Raw genomic sequence first — 16,888 nt, forward strand, 5'->3', positions numbered from 1 at the left:
CCCGGCGGACCCGGGGCGCCCGGTCGGCGCCTACGCCCCGCGTCCCAGGAACACCGGATTCGTCAGCGCGACGAAGTTGCCGGGCAGGGGCGGGGCCGTCGCCGGGCGGCGTACCTCGGCGCGTACGTACGTCGCGTACCGCGCCGTCGTCCGCCACTCCACGGTCCCCGAGGCCGTGCCCGTGCCCGGGGCGGGCAGCGTGACCGTGTGCAGCGTCCCCTGGTCGGTGACCAGGCGCGCCGTGCTGCCCGCCGGGGCGCCGGTGACCTCAAGCCGTACCGTCACCGGGTCGTCGTCGGCCACCCGCAGCCGCTCACCGATGCCCGCGTGCAGACCGCGTCCGCCGGACGCGCCGAAGGTCACGGAGACCGCCGACGACTCGGCGACATAACTGCGGCCCGCGCGGATACCGGCCAGGACCGCCTCACGGGACAGTTCGTCGGCGAGGACCACGGTCTGGGGCGTCCCGATCGGCTCGGGGTCCCGGTGCGCGTCGCTGCCGCCCATCGCCGGAAGCCACGGCCGTCCCGAACGCGCCGACGAGACAAGGGAGTTGTCCCAGGACGCGAGAGCGACCTCGTCCTCCGGGGTGAAGGGCCCGTTCCACACCTCGACCGCGTCGGCGTCGCCGAAACCGAACTTCCAGTTGCAGCCGATGCAGGTGGCGTGCGGGTGCGCGGGCACCACCAGACCGCCCGCGCGCCTGATCTGGCGGGCGTAGTGCCCGAAGCGGTTGTCACGCGCCCGGTAGCGCCAGTCGACGAACGTGCCCGGGTCCATGCCGATGGCCACGACATGACCGTTGCGGGTGGTGATCTCCTCGCCCGTGAGGATGAGCAGGTCGTCGCCCCACAGCCCGTCCCAAGCGCCGTGCGCGGACGAGGTGTTGTGCTCGCTGGTGTTGATGAAGTCCAGCCCGGCGGCCCGCGCCCCCGCCGCGATCTCGGCGGGGGTGCGGCGCCCGTCGGAGTGCACGGAGTGCAGATGGCAGTCGCCCCGGTACCAGGCGCGCCCGCGCCCCTTGGCCCGCTCGGGCGGATGGACCGGGCGCGGGGTGCGGCCGGGGGCACCGTACGTGAGGGTGATCGTGACCTCGTACGGAAGCCCGCCCGGCGCGACGGTGTACGGCGCGAGCACGATGTGCCACCGCCCGGCCCGGACCGGGCCCGGCAGATAGCCGGGGGTCGCCTCGTCGGCGCGGAGGAAGAACTCCGTACGCGCGCCGCCCGACCAGCCCCGGAAACCGTCTCCGCCCAGGTCGGTGCCGCGCTCGTCGAAGACACCGATGTCCAGGGCGTTGCCCTGGGTCCCGGCGGGGACGGCGGGCCGCTGGTAGCTGTACGCGACGTGGATCTCGCGCACCCCGCGCGGGACGTCGACGGGCAGATAGACGTAGTCGGGGGAACCGGGCGGCAGGGTGCCGCTGACGGTGCGGGTCCCGGTGCTCCCCGTACCCCCTCCGGGTGCCGCCTCGGCGAAGCTCACACTGCCCAACGTAAGGGCGGCGGCGGCTCCGGTCACCAGCAGACCGCGTCTGCCGATCGCGTGTTCCGTCCGGTGTTCCGTCGCGTGTTCCGTGTGGTCGTTGCACATGCCGGCGGCTCCCCGGGGGTCGAGAGGGACAGGAATCGGTGCACTGGAACCCTGGTATTGAGCCGTGAACGCCGGTGCAAGGGAAGGGGGGCGGAAGATGGTGCGCACATTGCCGGTGGTGGGCACGGCGTGTGGGACGCACGTCGGCGGCGGGGACGCACGTCGGCGGGTTAAACGCACGTCGGCCGCGGGGAGGCACGTCGGCGGGTTAAACGCACGTCGGCCGCGCGGGAACGCACGTCGGCGGCGCGGCGCATCGGTGCATCAGTCGGGCCGGACCGGGCACGGATGGGGACGCGGCCCGGAGCCTCGCCGTTCTCCGCCCCCGCCCCTCCGCCCCTCCGCCACCTGACTCCACCGACCTTCCGCCCTTCCGACGCTCCCCGTCCCGCCCCTCCCCGACCCTCCTCCCTCCGACCGAAGAGAGAACGCCCGTATGCGGATCGCGACCACCATCTTCCTCACCGACGAGACGATCACTCCTGTACGGCTCGCACGTGAACTGGAGGAACGTGGCTTCGCCGGGCTCTATCTGCCCGAGCACACCCACATCCCGGTCGAGCGGACCACCCCGTACCCGGCGGGCGGTGACCTGCCGCGCGAGTACGGCCGCACCCTCGACCCCTTCGTCGCGCTCGCCCAGGCGGCGGCGGTCACCGAACGCCTCGGCCTCGGCACCGGCATCACCCTCGTCGCCCAGCACGACCCGATCGACCTGGCCAAGCAGATCGCCACGCTCGACCATCTGTCGGGCGGCCGGTTCACCCTCGGTCTCGGCTTCGGCTGGAACAAGGAGGAGGCGGCGGACCACGGTGTCGAATGGACGACGCGCCGCGAACTCGGCTGGGACCGCCTGGCCCTGATGCGCGCGCTGTGGGCGCCCGAACCGACGCCGTACGAGGGCGAGTTCGCCGCCGTACGCCCCAGCGAGGCGCACCCCAAACCGGCGAACGGCACCCCGCGCACCCTCGTCGGCGGTGCGGCCGGACCCAAGCTCTTCGCCCGGATCGCCGAACAGGCGGACGGCTGGCTGCCGATCGGCGGCCGGGGCCTGGAGGAGTCGATCCCGGCCCTGCGCAAGTGCTGGGAGGAAGCGGGCCGTTCACCGGAAGCCCTCCAGGTCGTCCCGTACGCCGTGCTCCCCTCACCGGGCAAGCTGGCACGCTTCGAGGACCTGGGCCTGACGGAGGTGGTGCTGCAACTGCCGCCGGGCGACGAGGCCGAAGTCCTGCGGACGCTCGACGACTTCGCGCCGTACGTGTAGCCGCGCTGCCGCACGCGCCGTCGGGTCTGTCGTTGATTCTCCCGTTCCCGCGTTGCCTCATTCCCGCGCCGGAGCAGGCTGCACGACGACTGCGGGGGCGGGCGTGGATCCGCACGAGCGGTAGCGGCCGAGCGGGGGGTGGCCGCTCGTGTGAGGCGCACCGTCGTGCATCGGCGGCACGCGCACCGTCCGGGCCGACGAGTTCACCCGGCCCGGGACGAGCGTGCCGCTCGGCGCGGAGAACGGCGACAAGGACGGCAGACGGGGGCCGCATCCCGCCTGCCCCCGGCCGACCGCGCCTGACCCGTGCCGTCCGACCGCCGCCGGGGTGCGCCGACGACGCACCCCGGCGCCGCGCGGGCGCCCACGCTCCGGCACGCCGACCGCCGCGAGGGCTCCGCCACAACCGGTGTGGGCCACCGACGCGGCCTACGGGACACGGCCCGCCCCGGGCACCGACACCCCCGTCGCCGCGTACGCTTCGGTGCCCGGGGGCCGTCCGGGGCTACACCCCCACGGTCCCGTCCACGCCCTCGCGCAGCAGGTCCGCGTGGCCGTTGTGGCGGGCGTACTCCAGCAGCACGTGCGTCATCACCATCCGCAGCGAGACGTCCTCGCCCCAACGTGGCTGATGGCCCGTCACATCCAGTGACCCGGCGGCCTGTTCGACCCGCCGGGAGTTCTCGACCTCGGCCTCCCAGACACCGAAGGCCTCGGCGCGGGTCGAGCCGCTCGCGTCGTACGCCGCCTGGAAGTCGATCTCGCCCGGCGGCGACCACAGCATCGGCGACGCGTTGTCCTCGAACACCCGCCGGAACCACGCGCGTTCGACCTCGGCCAGATGCCGTACGAGCCCCAGCAGCGACAGCGTCGACGGCGGCATGGACAGCCGCCGCAACGCGTCGTCACCGAGCCCGGCGCACTTCCGGGCAAGGGTGGCCCGGTGATGGTCGAGCTGGGCCCGCAGGGTCTCCCGCTCACTGCCCATCAGCGGCGGAGCGACACGGTCGTCGGTGTTCATGGTGGCCCAACCTACTCCGGCCCGCCCGGGACACCGGGGGAGCCTTCCCGCACGGGCCCGGCGCGGGAGTTCACTCGGATCGCGGGTGAAAGAGTGTACGGATGAGCGCGCCGGACGATCACGACACCGTCACTCTGAGACTCCCACCGACACCACCGACACCACCGACACCACCGACACCACCGACACCACCGACACCACCGACACCCTCGGAACAGGGTCCCGCCGGGGTGGCCAGGTCCAGTGCCCTCATGGCCGCCGGCACGATCGTCTCCCGTGTCACGGGCTTCGCCCGCACCCTGGTCATGGCGGCGGCCGTCGGCCTCGGCACCCTCAACGACTCGTACCAGGTCGCCAACGTCCTGCCCGCCATGATCTACGTCCTGGTCGGCGGTGGCGCGCTGAACGCGGTCTTCGTCCCCCAACTCGTACGCGCCATGAAGAGGGACGACGACGGGGGCGAGGCGTACGCCAACCGCCTCCTCACCCTCGTGCTGGTCGTGCTCGCGGCCGTCACCGCGCTCTGCGTCGCCGCCGCGCCGTACCTCGTCCACCTCATGTCGCCGGAGATCGCGGACGATCCGCGACGGCTCGCCGTCACCGTCGCGTTCGCCCGCTACTGCCTGCCGACCATCTTCTTCATGGGCGCCCATGTCGTCCTCGGCCAGATCCTCAACGCGCGCGGCCGGTTCGGCGCCATGATGTGGACCCCGGTCCTCAACAACCTGGTGATCATCGCGGCGTTCGGCGGTTTCATCTGGGCATTCGGCGGCTTCACCGCCACCGGTGTCACCCCCGACACGATCACCCCGGAGGGCGTACGGCTCCTCGGCCTGGGCACCCTGACCGGCCTCGCCGTCCAGGCGCTCGCCATGCTCCCGTACCTGCGCGCCGCCGGATTCCGCCTCCGCCCGCGCTTCGACTTCCGGGGCCACGGACTCGGCAAGGCACTGGGCCTCGCCAAGTGGACGCTGCTCTTCGTGCTCGCCAACCAGCTCGGCATGATCGTCGTCACTCAACTCGCCACCGAGGCGGGCGCGACGGCCGAAGCGGCCGGCCACACCGGCACCGGCATCACCGCCTACAACTACGCCCTGCTGCTCTGGCAGATGCCGCAGGCCATCATCACCGTCTCCGTCATGACGGCCGTCCTCCCGCGCATCTCCCGCGCCGCCGCAGACGGCGACGCGGTGGCCGTACGCGACGACATCTCGTACGGCCTGCGGACCTCCGCCGTCGCGATCGTGCCGTGCGCCTTCGCCTTCCTCGCACTCGGCGTCCCGACGGCGACCCTGCTCTACGCGGGCTCCGGCGCGGAGGGCGCGCGGGGCATCGGCTTCGCACTGATGGCGTTCGGGCTCGGCCTCGTGCCGTACTCGGTGCAGTACGTGGTGCTGCGCGGCTTCTACGCGTACGAGGACACCCGAACCCCCTTCTACAACACGCTCGTTGTCGCCCTGGTCAACGCCGGCGCGTCCGCCCTCTGCTTCGCCGTCCTCCCGGCGCGCTGGGCCGTGGTCGGCATGGCCGCCTCGTACGGCCTCGGCTACGCCGTCGGCGTCGGCATCGCCTGGCGCCGCCTGCGCCGCCGCCTCGGCGGCGATCTGGACGGCCCCCGCGTACGCCGCACCTACGCCCGCCTGATCATGGCCTCGACCCCGGCGGCACTCGCGGCGGGCACGGCGTCGTACGCCCTCACCCGCACCCTGGGCGACGGCGCGCTCCCGTCCCTCCTCGCCCTGACGGCGGGCGCGACAACCTTCCTCCTGATCTTCCTCCCCACAGCCCACCTGCTCCGCATCCCGGAACTGACGGCCCTGACGGCCATGGTCCGCTCCCGGACGGGGCGTTGACGGGAGAGCCCGGTTCGGTGCGGAGCCGGACGGAGCGCCCCGCCCTCACTCCCGTCTCCCGGGGGATCCTCCCCGGTCAGGGGTGTACCCAGTGACACCCGTGACTCGGGTCGTACGCCCAATGTGGGTCAACCGCCGTGTCCGTAGCGTCTTTTGCAGGGCGCAGGGAGTGCCCGACACAAGGAGCGATCATGATGCGTCGGAAGAACACCAGCCGCCCGGCCAGGAGTGACGAGGCGCTGCGGCTGGAGCACGTGAGCAAGGTGTACGGCGGGACCGAGAACGCCGTGACCGCTCTGGACGGGGTGTCGCTGAATCTTCGCGCGGGGACGTTCACCGCCGTGATGGGGCCCTCCGGGTCGGGCAAGTCGACGCTGCTCCAGTGCGCGGCCGGGCTCGACCGGCCCGACAGCGGGCGGGTCGTCGTGGACGGTGAGGAGATGACCGGCGGCAGCGAGGCGGCCCTCACGAAGTTCCGCAGGAGGCGGATCGGGTTCGTCTTCCAGCGCTACAACCTGCTGCCGACCCTGACCGTCGAGCAGAACACCGTCCTGCCCCTCAAGCTCGCCGGCCGCCGCGTCGACCGGGCCCGTACCCGGGAGATCCTCGCCCAGGTCGGCCTCGGCGACCGCCTCACCCACCTGCCCGACCAGCTCTCCGGCGGCCAGCAGCAGCGCGTCGCCATCGCCCGCGCCCTGGTCACCGAACCCGCCGTCGTCTTCGCCGACGAACCCACCGGCGCCCTCGACATCCGCAGCGCCCGCGACGTCCTGCACCTCCTCCAGGAGACCGTACGGATCCACGGACGCACCGTCGTCATGGTCACCCACGACCCCGTCGCCGCCTCCTACGCCGACTCCGTCCTCTTCCTCGCCGACGGCCGTCTCGCCGGGCACCTCGACCGCCCCACCGTCGACGCCGTCGCCGAGCGCCTCGCCCACCTCGGCGACACCGTCAGCCGCCCCGCCGGCCCGTCCGCCGCCTCGACCTACGCGGGAGTCTGACCATGTTCACGATCGCCATGCGCTCCGTCCGGCAGCGCCCCGGACGTTTCCTCGCCACCCTCCTCTCGACCTTCCTCGGCGCCCTCGTCGTGATGACGTTCAACGCCAACCACGACACCGCCGCCGCCCCCGGCCTCGACTCGATCAGCGAGGAGACCCTCACCATCTCGGCCGGTGTGGTGGGCGGTTACGGCACGCTCCTCGTCTTCTTCGCCATCGCCTCCACCCTCACCGTCAACGTCCGCCAGCGCGGCGAGGAGATCGCGCTGCTGCGCCGCAGCGGCGCGACACCCGCCCAGATCAAGCGGATGGTCGTGTCCGAGGCCGTCGCCGTGGCGGTCGCCGGGACGCTGCTCGCGATCGGACCGGCGGTGATCGCCGGCCGGCAGCTGCTCGTCCTCTTCAAGGACACCGACCAGGTCGCCGGGAACGTGGACCACGTCTTCGGCCCGATCGCCCTCTCGTCCGGCTTCGCCATCACCCTGATCGCCTCCGTCGGCGCCGCGTTCCTCGCGGTACGCCGGGCCACCAGGGCCGCGGCGGGCGGCACCAGGTCCCGCGGCCGGGTCAAGCACGTCGCCGGCGTCGCCGCCCTCCTCGCCGGCGTCGGCGGCATCCTCTCCACCTCCGCGTTCGAGAAGACGGACCCGGCGATGATGGCCGCCCCCGGCTACGGCGCCATCCTCCTCGCGGTGGGCTTCTCCTTCCTCGCGCCGTCGCTCCTGAGCTTCCTGCTCGGTGTCCTGGCCCGCCCGTTCACCGCGCTCACCGGCGCCAGCGGCTATCTGACGGTGCACAACATGCGCCGGCGCGCCTCCCAGCTCTCCGCCGTGCTGATGCCGCTGATCCTCTTCATCGGCATCGCCTGCGCCACCCTCTACATGCAGGCCATCGGGACCGACGCGGTCGCGGCGTCCGGGATCTCCCCGACGGGCGAGGACAAGAGCGTCGAGACGCTGAACTTCGTCGTCGTCGGCATCGTCGTGCTCTTCTCCTGCATCATGCTCGTCAACAGCCTGTACGCGGCGACCACCTACCGCACCCGGGAGTTCGGCCAGCAGCGTCTCGCCGGGGCCACCTCGGGGCAGATCCTCGGGATGATCGGGCTGGAGTCGGTCATCCTGACCGTGACCGGTGTGTTCTTCGCGACGGTGGCGGCGATCGCCGGAATCGTCCCCTACAGCATCGCCCGCACCGGCACCACGGTCCCGGACCAGGACCTCGGGATCTGGCTGCTGGTCGTCGGTATCGGCGCGGCGGCGACGATCGTGACGAGCGTCGGTACGGCGTACCGGGGGCTGCGGACCCCGGCCGTCGAGGCGGTCACGCTGGCCGCCTGACACCACGCCCGCCCCGGCACGGAGCGGGGCACCCTACCGAAAGAGCCGCCGAGGGGCAGTCGCGGGCCGCGACCGCCCCTCCGGGCGTTCCCGGACCCGTCCACCGGCGGCGCGCCCCTCCGCCCCACCCGGCGCGCCCCTCAGCCCCACCCGGTGCACCCCTCGGAACGTCCGCCCCGCCCGACGCCCCTCGGAACGTCCGCCCACCCGGCGCCCCCTCGGAACGCCCGCCCCCGCTCGTATGCTCGGAGTCATGACGACGAGCGCCACGGCCCCTTCCGCCCCCACCGCCAACGCCATGCGCCGCGCACTCAAACGAGCCAGGGACGGTGTCGCGCTCGACGCCGCCGAGGCCGCCGTTCTGCTCCAGGCACGCGGCGACGACCTGAAGGACCTCGCCGCCTCCGCCGCCCGCGTACGTGACGCCGGGCTCGAAGCCGCCGGACGCCCCGGCGTCATCACGTACTCCCGCAAGGTGTTCATCCCGCTCACCCGCCTCTGCCGCGACAAGTGCCACTACTGCACCTTCGTCACCGTCCCCGGCAAGCTCCGCCGCGCCGGCCACGGCATGTTCCTGTCCCCGGACGAGGTCCTCGACATCGCCCGTGAGGGCGCCCGACTGGGCTGCAAGGAAGCGCTGTTCACCCTCGGCGACCGCCCCGAGGACCGCTGGCCCGAGGCCCGGGAGTGGCTGGAGGCCGAGGGGTACGACGACACGCTCGCGTACGTACGGGCCATGGCCGTCCGCGTCCTGGAGGAGACCGGACTCCTCCCGCACCTCAACCCCGGTGTGCTCGGCTGGACCGACTTCCAGCGGCTCAAGCCCGTCGCGCCCAGCATGGGCATGATGCTGGAGACCACCGCCACCCGGCTCTGGTCCGAGCCCGGCGGCCCGCACCACGGTTCGCCGGACAAGGAACCCGCCGTACGGCTGCGGGTACTTGAGGACGCGGGCCGCTCCAACGTCCCCTTCACCACCGGCATTCTGATCGGCATCGGCGAGAACTACGACGAACGCGCCGACTCCCTCTTCGAGTTGCGCCGCACCGCCCGCGCCTACCACGGCATCCAGGAAGTCATCGTCCAGAACTTCCGCGCCAAGCCCGACACCGCCATGCGCGCCATGCCCGACGCCGAACTGGAGGAACTGGCCGCCACCATCGCCGTCGCCCGCCATCTCCTCGGCCCGGCCGCCCGTATCCAGGCGCCGCCCAACCTCGTGGACGAGGAGTACGCGCTCCTCATCGGGGCCGGCATCGACGACTGGGGCGGCGTCTCCCCGCTCACCCCCGACCACGTCAACCCCGAACGCCCCTGGCCGCACATCGACCAACTCGCCGCGCGTACCGCCGACGCCGGGTTCGCGCTGCGTGAACGGCTCACGATCTACCCGGAGTTCATCCTTCGCGGCGAGCCCTGGCTCGACCCGCGCCTGATGCCGCACGTGCGCGCGCTCGCCGACCCGGACACCGGTCTCGCCCGCGAGGGCGTCATCCCGGCCGGGCTGCCGTGGCAGGAACCCGACGAGGGCTTCACCGCCACCGGCCGCACCGACCTGCACCGCACCATCGACACCGAGGGCCGCACCGGCGACCGCCGCGAGGACTTCGACCACGTGTACGGCGACTGGGACGCCCTGCGCGAGGCCGCCGCCCCCGGCATGGCCCCCGAGCGCATCGACACCGACGTCCGGCAGGCGCTGTCCCGGGCGGCCGACGACCCGACGAAGCTCACCGACGACGAGGCGCTCGCCCTGCTCCACGCGGACGGCCCCGCGCTCGACGCGCTCACCCGGATCGCCGACGAACTGCGCCGCGAGGTGGTCGGCGACGACGTCACGTACATCGTCACGCGCAACATCAACTTCACCAACGTCTGTTACACCGGCTGCCGTTTCTGCGCCTTCGCGCAGCGCCGTACGGACGCCGACGCCTACACCCTCTCGCTCGACCAGGTCGCCGACCGCGCCGCGCAGGCGTGGGACGTCGGCGCCGTCGAGGTCTGTATGCAGGGCGGCATCCATCCGGACCTGCCCGGCACCGCGTACTTCGACATCGCGCGCGCCGTGAAGGAACGCGTCCCCGGCATGCATGTGCACGCCTTCTCCCCGATGGAGGTCGTCAACGGGGCTTCCCGTACCGGGATGTCGATCCGCGACTGGCTGACCGCCGCGCGGGAGGCGGGACTTGACTCGATCCCCGGCACGGCCGCCGAGATCCTGGACGACGAGGTGCGCTGGATCCTCACCAAGGGCAAGCTGCCGGCGGCGACCTGGATCGAGGTCGTGGAGACCGCGCACTCGCTCGGCATCCGGTCCAGTTCCACGATGATGTACGGCCATGTGGACCAACCCCGCCACTGGCTGGGCCACTTCCGCACACTGGCCGGTATGCAGCGCAAGGCGCTGGAGGAGGGGCGGGAGGGCTTCACCGAGTTCGTCACGCTGCCGTTCATCCACACCAACGCGCCCGTCTATCTGGCCGGCATCGCCCGCCCCGGCCCCACCGACCGCGACAACCGCGCGGTCATCGCGATGGCCCGGCTCCTCCTCCACCCGTACATCACCAACATCCAGACCAGTTGGGTGAAGCTCGGCACGGAGGGCGCGGCCGAGATGCTGCGCTCCGGCGCCAACGACGTGGGCGGGACGCTGATGGAGGAGACCATCTCCCGTATGGCGGGGTCCGGTTACGGCTCGTACCGCTCGGTCAAGGACCTGGTCGCCATCGCCGAGGCCGCCGGGCGCCCGGCCAGGCCGCGCACGACGCTGTACGGCGAGGTGCCCGAGGAGCGCGTACGCGCGGCGGAGGCGTCCGACGGGCACCTGCCGGACCTGCTGCCGCTGCTGCCCGCGGCGGAGTGACACGGGGCCGGGGGCGACCTGCCCCCGGCCCGCCCTCGGCCCCACACCCAGTGCCGCCTCAGTGCCGCCCCGGGCCGTCCGGGGAGCTTCCGCGGACGGCCCTCCGGGGCCTCCGGCCGCGTTCCCGGTCGCTCCCCGCCGCCGGTGGACCTTCGCCCGATCTTCGCCGGGCCGTCGCCAGCCCGACGACCGCCCGTTCCCCCGCCGTCGCCCGCCCGCCCTCGGATCGTCCTGCGATCCTCTTCCGATCCTCTTCCGATCAGGTGACGGGCGGGGGACTGACGGGGGACGGAACGGACGGCGGGCGCCCGTGCTGAACCGTCCGTTCCCGTTCGATTACAGTGCTGCGCCAGACGTGCGTTCACGACTCGGGAGGGAGGGACGGGTGAACAGGCCAGCCACCGCCATATGGGGCCGGGCGGAACAGCAGGACTTCCGCAGCCGCGTCCGCGGATGCCTTCTCGGAGGAGCCGTCGGCGACGCGCTGGGCGCCGGGGTCGACACCCTCGCCCTCGGTGGGAACCAGGCCCCGCAGGGCGCCGAGGGCGCCGCCGACTTCGCTCCCGCCTTCGGCCGGCGCGGCGCGGTCGCCGCGGCGACCCAGCTGACCCTGTTCACCGTCGACGGCCTCATCCGCGCCCAGGTGCGGCGCGACACGGGCGCCTGGCACCCGCCGACCGACGTGCACCGCGCGTATCTGCGCTGGGCCGCCACCCAGAGCGACTGGGGGCCCGACGAGCGCCGCAAGGACAACGGCTGGCTCGCCCAGCAGGAGTGGCTGTACGCGCGCCGCGACCCGAGCCCGTCCTGTCTGGCCGGGCTGGCCGACGAACAGATGGGCACCCTGGACCGGCCCAAGAACCCCACCGCGCGCGACGCGGGCGCGGTGGTGCGCTCGGCGCCGTTCGGGCTGCTGGTCGGCTGGGAGCCGGAGCTGGTCTGCCAGCTGGCCGTCGAGTGCGCGACGCAGACGCACGGCCACCCGACCGCGTATCTCTCGGCGGGCGCCCTCGCCGTGATCGTGCACGGGGTCGCGCGCGGAGACGGCATCGACGCGGCCGTCCAGCGGGCCCTGGCGCTGCTGACCCAGCGCCCCGGCCACCAGCCCGTGACCGACGCGCTGGGGCAGGCGCTGGGAGCCGTACGGCAGGGGGTCCCGACCCCGGGGCGGGTCGCCGCGCTGGCGAAGGGCTGGGCGGCGGAGGACGCGCTCTCGGCGGCCGTGTACTGCGCGCTGGTCGGCGAGGACGTACGCCACGGGCTGCGGCTGGCCGTCAACCACGACGGGCCGTCCTCGGCGACCGGGGCGCTCTGCGGGGCCCTGCTCGGCGCGATGCACGGGGAGACGGCGCTGCCGCCCGCGTGGCTGGCGGAGCTGGAGGGGCGCGCCACGCTGCTGGAGATCGCCGACGACTTCGCGATGGAGATGACGCAGGGCCCCGCGCTGCACGGCCCGGCCATCACGGAATCCGGCTGGCTGACCCGCTACCCACGCGGCTGACCCCACGCGCGTCGGGCGCCGTGGGCGACCGGGTGGACGGGCGCCGCACGGCTTACGCGACCGGCCGGCCCCCCGGGCAGGCGGGTACGCGACCGGCCGGGCCGGGCGAGCGGCCCGGCGCGTGCGTCACCGGACGGGCGGCAGCTCACGGCGAACGCGACCGGGCGTCCCACCGGGTAAGCGGGTACGGGATCGGGCAGGCTGCCGCGAACGCGACGGGACAACCGGCCCGGCGCGTGCGTCACCGGACGGGCGCGCAGGCGGGTACGGGCGGGCCCGGGGCGGCTCACCGCGTAGGCCGGCGGGTGGGCGCACCTCCGGGTGGGCAGCTCACCTCGTACGCGACCGGCCGGGCCGGGCGAGCGGCCCGGCGGGTGCGTCACCGGACGGGCGGCAGCTCACGGCGAACGCGACCGGGCGTCCCACCGGGCAGGCGGGTACGGGATCGGGCAGGCTGCCGCGAACGCGACGGGACAACCGGCCCGGCGCGTACGTCACCGGGCGGGCGCGCAGGCGGGCCCGGGGCGGCCCACCGCGTAGGCCGGCGGGTGGGCGCACCTCCGGGTGGGCAGCTCACCTCGTACGCGACCGGGCAGGCGTGCAGCCCAGCGGGTGCCGCGATCGGCCAGGCGGGCGGCCCAACACCGTACGGGACCGGCCAGGCCGCCCACCGTGTAGGTCACCGACCGGGCCGCCCGCCGCCGGACGCACCGGCGACCGGGCGCCCCCGCGGCCCGCCCCGACGGGCGGGCCGTCCACGCGGCCCGCCCGGAAACGGCGCTCACGCGCCCACGCGCCCTCAGCCGTCCGCGCCCTCGCGGCGGTGCGGCTTCGTGTCGCCCGGCGCACCGGGCGCCGGGACGGCGACGGCCGCCGCGAGCGCGTCCGAACCGTCGTCGTCGTTGTTGATCTTCTCCAGTACGGCGTCCCGCTCCGGGGTGTCCTCCGGCTTGAGGTAGCCGATCGCCACGTACAGGACGAGCGAGACGGCGAGCGGGATCGACACCTGGTACTGGAGCGGCACCCCGCCCTCCACGTTCCAGCTGATCGGGTAGTTGACCAGCCAGAAGGTGACCAGACCGACGCCCCAGCTGACCAGCGCGGCCGTCGGGCCGCTCCTGCGGAACCAGGGCAGCAGGCCGAGCATCAGCGGGATCGCGATCGGGCCCATCAGACCGGCCACCCACTTGATCACGACGGTGATGATGTCGCCGAAGAAGGGCGAGTTGACCTGCGTCGCGACGGCCATCGACAGCCCGAGGAAGAGCAGCGTCGTCCAGCGGGCCGCCAGCAGCCCGGCCCGGGTGTCCCACTCCCGTACCCGGCGGGAGACGGCGGGCATGATGTCGCGGGTCACGACCGCCGCGATGGCGTTGGCGTCCGACGAGCACATGGCCATCGTGTGCGAGAAGAAGCCGACGATGACCAGGCCCAACAGGCCGTGCGGCAGGAGCTGTTCGGCCATCAGCGCGTAACTGTCGGCCGGCACGTCCGTGTCGATGAGGACCGGCGCCACCCACATCGGGAAGAACAGCACCAGCGGCCAGAGCAGCCACAGCACGGCCGACAGCGCGCCGGAACGGGTGGCGGACGCGGCGGAGTCGGTCGCCATGTAGCGCTGCGCCTGGTTCCACATGCCGCCGTTGTACTCGAAGGTCTTGATGAACAGATACGCGATCAGGAAGACCATCATGTACGGCCCGGCCAACGGCTCGGTGTGGCCCTGGAGTTCGGGCTCGTCCCAGACCTTCCACAGACTGCTGAAGCCGCCCAGCTCCGCCAGGACGGCGACCAGCATCGCGATACCGGCGACGAACTGGATGATGAACTGCCCCAGTTCGGTGAGCGCGTCGGCCCACAGCCCGCCGACGGTGCAGTAGACGGCGGTGACCGCGCCCGTGATCAGGATGCCCGTGTTGAGCGAGACACCGGTGAAGACGGACAACAGGGTGGCGATGGCCGCCCACTTGGCGCCGACGTCCACGATCTTCAGCAGCACGCCGGACCAGGCGAGGGCCTGCTGGGTGGGCAGGTTGTAACGGTTCTTCAGATACTCCAGCGGTGAGGAGACCCGCAGCCGCGAGCGCACCCGGTTGAGGCGGGGAGCGAAGAGTTTGGCGCCGATCGCGATGCCGATGGCGATGGGGAACGACCAGGTGACGTACGAGGTGACGCCGTAGGTGTACGCGATGGCGGCGTATCCGGTGAACATGACCGCGCTGTAGCCGGACATGTGGTGCGAGATCCCGGACAGCCACCAGGGCATCTTGCCGCCGGCCGTGAAGTAGTCGTGGACGTCGCCCACGCGCTTGTGGGACCAGACGCCGATCGCGACCATCACACCGAAGTATCCGATGAGCACGGTCCAGTCGAGACTGTTCATGTGCCCCCTCCAGGGGTCCGCCTTGTGAACGTGGGGATGCTCTCCGTCAGTACGTCCGGTCAGCGGGGCCCCGTGCGGGAGCGGGGACTTGGGGGATTGAACCGCTATTCGCGAGGGCGGGTCAAGGGTTCCAGTGGTCATAGATGTGAACATGGATCAGAAAGCCGAACGATTTTGCCAGCTCTTGACCTTGTGGGGCGTTGTCGTGAACGTGACGGGAACCACACGATGGGCGAGCGCTTCGTCAGAACGCCGTACGAACGCCGTACGAACGAGGACGGCACCGCCGACAGGAACGACCGCACGGGATGCGGGTCCCGTGCGGCCGAGAGGGAGTTCGGGTGAACTGAGAGCGGGGCCCGGCCCGCCGAGGGCATGGCAGAGCCCCCTCGGCCGGGACGGCGGACAGGTCGAGAGGGCTCAATCCGATTGCGCTGCGGGGCAGTTGCGCCGAGCGGAGTCTTACGGTGCCGAGCTGGGGTGTGTCCAGCTGTGGTGTGTCCAGCTGTGATGTGCCGAGCTGCGGCGGGTGGGGGTGGGCGGGCGGCTCAGCCGAGGTGGAAGGCGCCCTGGTTCATCTCACGCACGAACGTGTTCCACGATCCCGGGACGAAGGTGATCGACGGGCCCTGCGGGGCCTTGGAGTCCCGCACGGCGACGGCCCGCACGACGGGAGACCTGACCTCGACGCACGCGCCGTTTCCGCCGGAGTACGAGGACTTGGTCCAGGTGTCCGTGGCGCCCTGAATAATTGCCATGTTCGGTTCGCTCCGATTCAGCAAGTGGTGTCACAACGCGCCAACATCTCGCTGGCATGATCGACGCTACTATCCGGAATCGTTGTGTGGGGTCGCCATTCACTCGACCGGATGGAATTACCCGGTGAACTCTTCCTCCATCGGTCCACCGGGTGTATTCTCTCGCCCCCGCCCTGTCCCGCCACTGCTGAACTGCCTTAGCGGGCATACTCCTTGGCGATCTCCGCGATGAACTCGCGCGTCTGTTCCGCATTCAGTGCCTGCGCCCGCAGGTGTTCGTACATCACGCTGTACTTCTGGACGTCGTTCGCCTTCTCCAGATAAAGATCGCTCGTGACGCCCTCGATGTAGACCACGCTGGAATCCGTGGCCTCGGGGAATTCGAGAATCGCGTAATGCCCGCTGATCCCCGGATGGGCGCCCATCCCGAACGGCAGCACCTGCACCGTCACATGGGGCAGCTGCGACAGCTCGACCAGGTGCTCCAGCTGCTCCCGCATCAGCACCTTGCCGCCGACCACCCGGCGCAGCGCGGACTCGTCGATCACGGCCCACAGCCGCAGCGGCTGATCGGGCGTGTTGACCCGCTCCTGGCGGCGTACCCGTACGCTGACGCGCTTGTCGACGTCCGCCGGCGAGGACTCCGGCAGCGCGCCGGTGATCAGCGCCTCCGCGTACCCGCGCGTCTGGAGCAGACCGGGCACCACCTGCGGCTCGTACACCCGCAGCGAGGCCGCGTCCGTCTCCAGACCGATGTAGACGCTGTACGGGATGTCGCCGAAGGCGTGCCACCAGCCCTGCTGGCGCGAGTCCTTGGCCATCTGCATCAGCGATTCGACGAGACGGGCGTCCTCGACCTCGTACACCCCGCACAGATCGCGGACGTCGCGCTGGCTGATGGAACGGCGGCCGTTCTCCAGCCGGCTGATCTTCGACTGGGAGACCAGCAGACGCTCCGCCACCTCCTCCGCCGTCATGCCTTTGAGTTCTCGGAGCCGGCGCAGCTCCTGGCCCAATCGGCGTCGCCTGACGGTGGGATTGACACTGGACGCCACGGAAACGGCACCTCCTGCTGAGTAACTGCGTAGCTCTGAGTGTCTACGTCTCAGCAGACTGCCACCAATGGGCCGGGTCGCGCTGGAAAACGGCCACAGAGAGAGAAGCCCGGACGGCAAGTGGACACGCGGCAACCCGATTTGGTATTCGGGCGCGCCGCGACGCGCGGGGCAGGCCGTCTCAACGGCCTGCCCCGCGCGCCCTTTTGCGGCTCCCGAACGGGTCTCCGGGGACGTCCGGCGCGGCGGATGT

At 72.2% G+C, this 16,888-nt stretch carries 11 protein-coding genes; 6 read left to right on the plus strand and 5 right to left on the minus strand.

Features of this window, described 5'->3' with window-relative positions; translation table 11 throughout:
• Positions 1-30: 30 nt before the first annotated feature.
• Complete coding sequence (locus OG875_RS17890) at positions 31-1,593, minus strand: CehA/McbA family metallohydrolase (RefSeq protein WP_330175224.1); 1,563 nt, start codon at positions 1,591-1,593, stop codon at positions 31-33.
• A gap of 436 nt (positions 1,594-2,029) precedes the next feature.
• On the opposite strand from OG875_RS17890, the gene OG875_RS17895 reads away from it, so the two are divergent.
• Positions 2,030-2,857 carry an LLM class F420-dependent oxidoreductase gene (locus tag OG875_RS17895; RefSeq protein ID WP_330175225.1) on the plus strand — a complete coding sequence of 276 codons (828 nt, stop codon included), beginning with the start codon at positions 2,030-2,032 and terminating at the stop codon, positions 2,855-2,857.
• A gap of 505 nt (positions 2,858-3,362) precedes the next feature.
• Here the strand turns inward: OG875_RS17895 and OG875_RS17900 are convergent.
• Positions 3,363-3,878 carry a DinB family protein gene (locus OG875_RS17900; RefSeq protein ID WP_330175226.1) on the minus strand — a complete coding sequence of 172 codons (516 nt, stop codon included), beginning with the start codon at positions 3,876-3,878 and terminating at the stop codon, positions 3,363-3,365.
• A 101-nt stretch (positions 3,879-3,979) separates the two neighbouring features.
• Between OG875_RS17900 and murJ the strand changes: the two genes are divergently transcribed.
• The 5 genes from murJ (at position 3,980) to OG875_RS17925 (ending at position 12,439) form a co-directional block, all read left to right on the plus strand.
• Positions 3,980-5,731 (plus strand): murein biosynthesis integral membrane protein MurJ, encoded by a 1,752-nt coding sequence (gene murJ / locus OG875_RS17905; RefSeq protein ID WP_443079133.1) that lies wholly within the window; start codon positions 3,980-3,982, stop codon positions 5,729-5,731.
• 191 nt (positions 5,732-5,922) lie between these two features.
• Entirely contained in the window at positions 5,923-6,735 is an 813-nt protein-coding gene (locus tag OG875_RS17910) for an ABC transporter ATP-binding protein (RefSeq protein WP_330175227.1), read from the plus strand.
• Between the two features lie 2 nt (positions 6,736-6,737).
• Positions 6,738-8,075 (plus strand): FtsX-like permease family protein, encoded by a 1,338-nt coding sequence (locus tag OG875_RS17915; RefSeq protein WP_330175228.1) that lies wholly within the window; start codon positions 6,738-6,740, stop codon positions 8,073-8,075.
• 253 nt (positions 8,076-8,328) lie between these two features.
• Complete coding sequence (locus OG875_RS17920) at positions 8,329-10,938, plus strand: bifunctional FO biosynthesis protein CofGH (protein WP_443079134.1); 2,610 nt, start codon at positions 8,329-8,331, stop codon at positions 10,936-10,938.
• Between the two features lie 385 nt (positions 10,939-11,323).
• Positions 11,324-12,439, plus strand: a complete 1,116-nt coding sequence (locus tag OG875_RS17925) for an ADP-ribosylglycohydrolase family protein (RefSeq protein ID WP_330175230.1) — start codon at positions 11,324-11,326, stop codon at positions 12,437-12,439.
• Between the two features lie 799 nt (positions 12,440-13,238).
• Here OG875_RS17925 and OG875_RS17930 read toward each other — a convergent pair.
• From OG875_RS17930 to OG875_RS17940, 3 genes are all read right to left on the minus strand, one after another.
• Positions 13,239-14,822, minus strand: a complete 1,584-nt coding sequence (locus tag OG875_RS17930) for a sodium:solute symporter family protein (protein WP_330175231.1) — start codon at positions 14,820-14,822, stop codon at positions 13,239-13,241.
• Between the two features lie 548 nt (positions 14,823-15,370).
• Entirely contained in the window at positions 15,371-15,580 is a 210-nt protein-coding gene (locus tag OG875_RS17935; protein ID WP_330175232.1) for a DUF397 domain-containing protein, read from the minus strand.
• Between the two features lie 197 nt (positions 15,581-15,777).
• A complete protein-coding gene (locus OG875_RS17940; RefSeq protein WP_330175233.1) occupies positions 15,778-16,635 on the minus strand; it encodes a helix-turn-helix domain-containing protein in 858 nt (285 codons plus the stop codon).
• Positions 16,636-16,888 lie beyond the last annotated feature (253 nt).

The sequence above is a fragment of the Streptomyces sp. NBC_01498 genome, from assembly GCF_036327775.1.
Taxonomy (GTDB): Bacteria; Actinomycetota; Actinomycetes; order Streptomycetales; family Streptomycetaceae; genus Streptomyces.

Bases quoted from the DNA above. Each gene is read 5' to 3' on its own strand.
- OG875_RS17890 (WP_330175224.1), bottom strand. From the start codon at position 1,593: ATGTGCAACGACCACACGGAACACGCGACGGAACACCGGACGGAACAC.
- OG875_RS17895 (WP_330175225.1), top strand. From the start codon at position 2,030: ATGCGGATCGCGACCACCATCTTCCTCACCGACGAGACGATCACTCCT.
- OG875_RS17900 (WP_330175226.1), bottom strand. From the start codon at position 3,878: ATGAACACCGACGACCGTGTCGCTCCGCCGCTGATGGGCAGTGAGCGG.
- murJ (WP_443079133.1), top strand. From the start codon at position 3,980: ATGAGCGCGCCGGACGATCACGACACCGTCACTCTGAGACTCCCACCG.
- OG875_RS17910 (WP_330175227.1), top strand. From the start codon at position 5,923: ATGATGCGTCGGAAGAACACCAGCCGCCCGGCCAGGAGTGACGAGGCG.
- OG875_RS17915 (WP_330175228.1), top strand. From the start codon at position 6,738: ATGTTCACGATCGCCATGCGCTCCGTCCGGCAGCGCCCCGGACGTTTC.
- OG875_RS17920 (WP_443079134.1), top strand. From the start codon at position 8,329: ATGACGACGAGCGCCACGGCCCCTTCCGCCCCCACCGCCAACGCCATG.
- OG875_RS17930 (WP_330175231.1), bottom strand. From the start codon at position 14,822: ATGAACAGTCTCGACTGGACCGTGCTCATCGGATACTTCGGTGTGATG.
- OG875_RS17935 (WP_330175232.1), bottom strand. From the start codon at position 15,580: ATGGCAATTATTCAGGGCGCCACGGACACCTGGACCAAGTCCTCGTAC.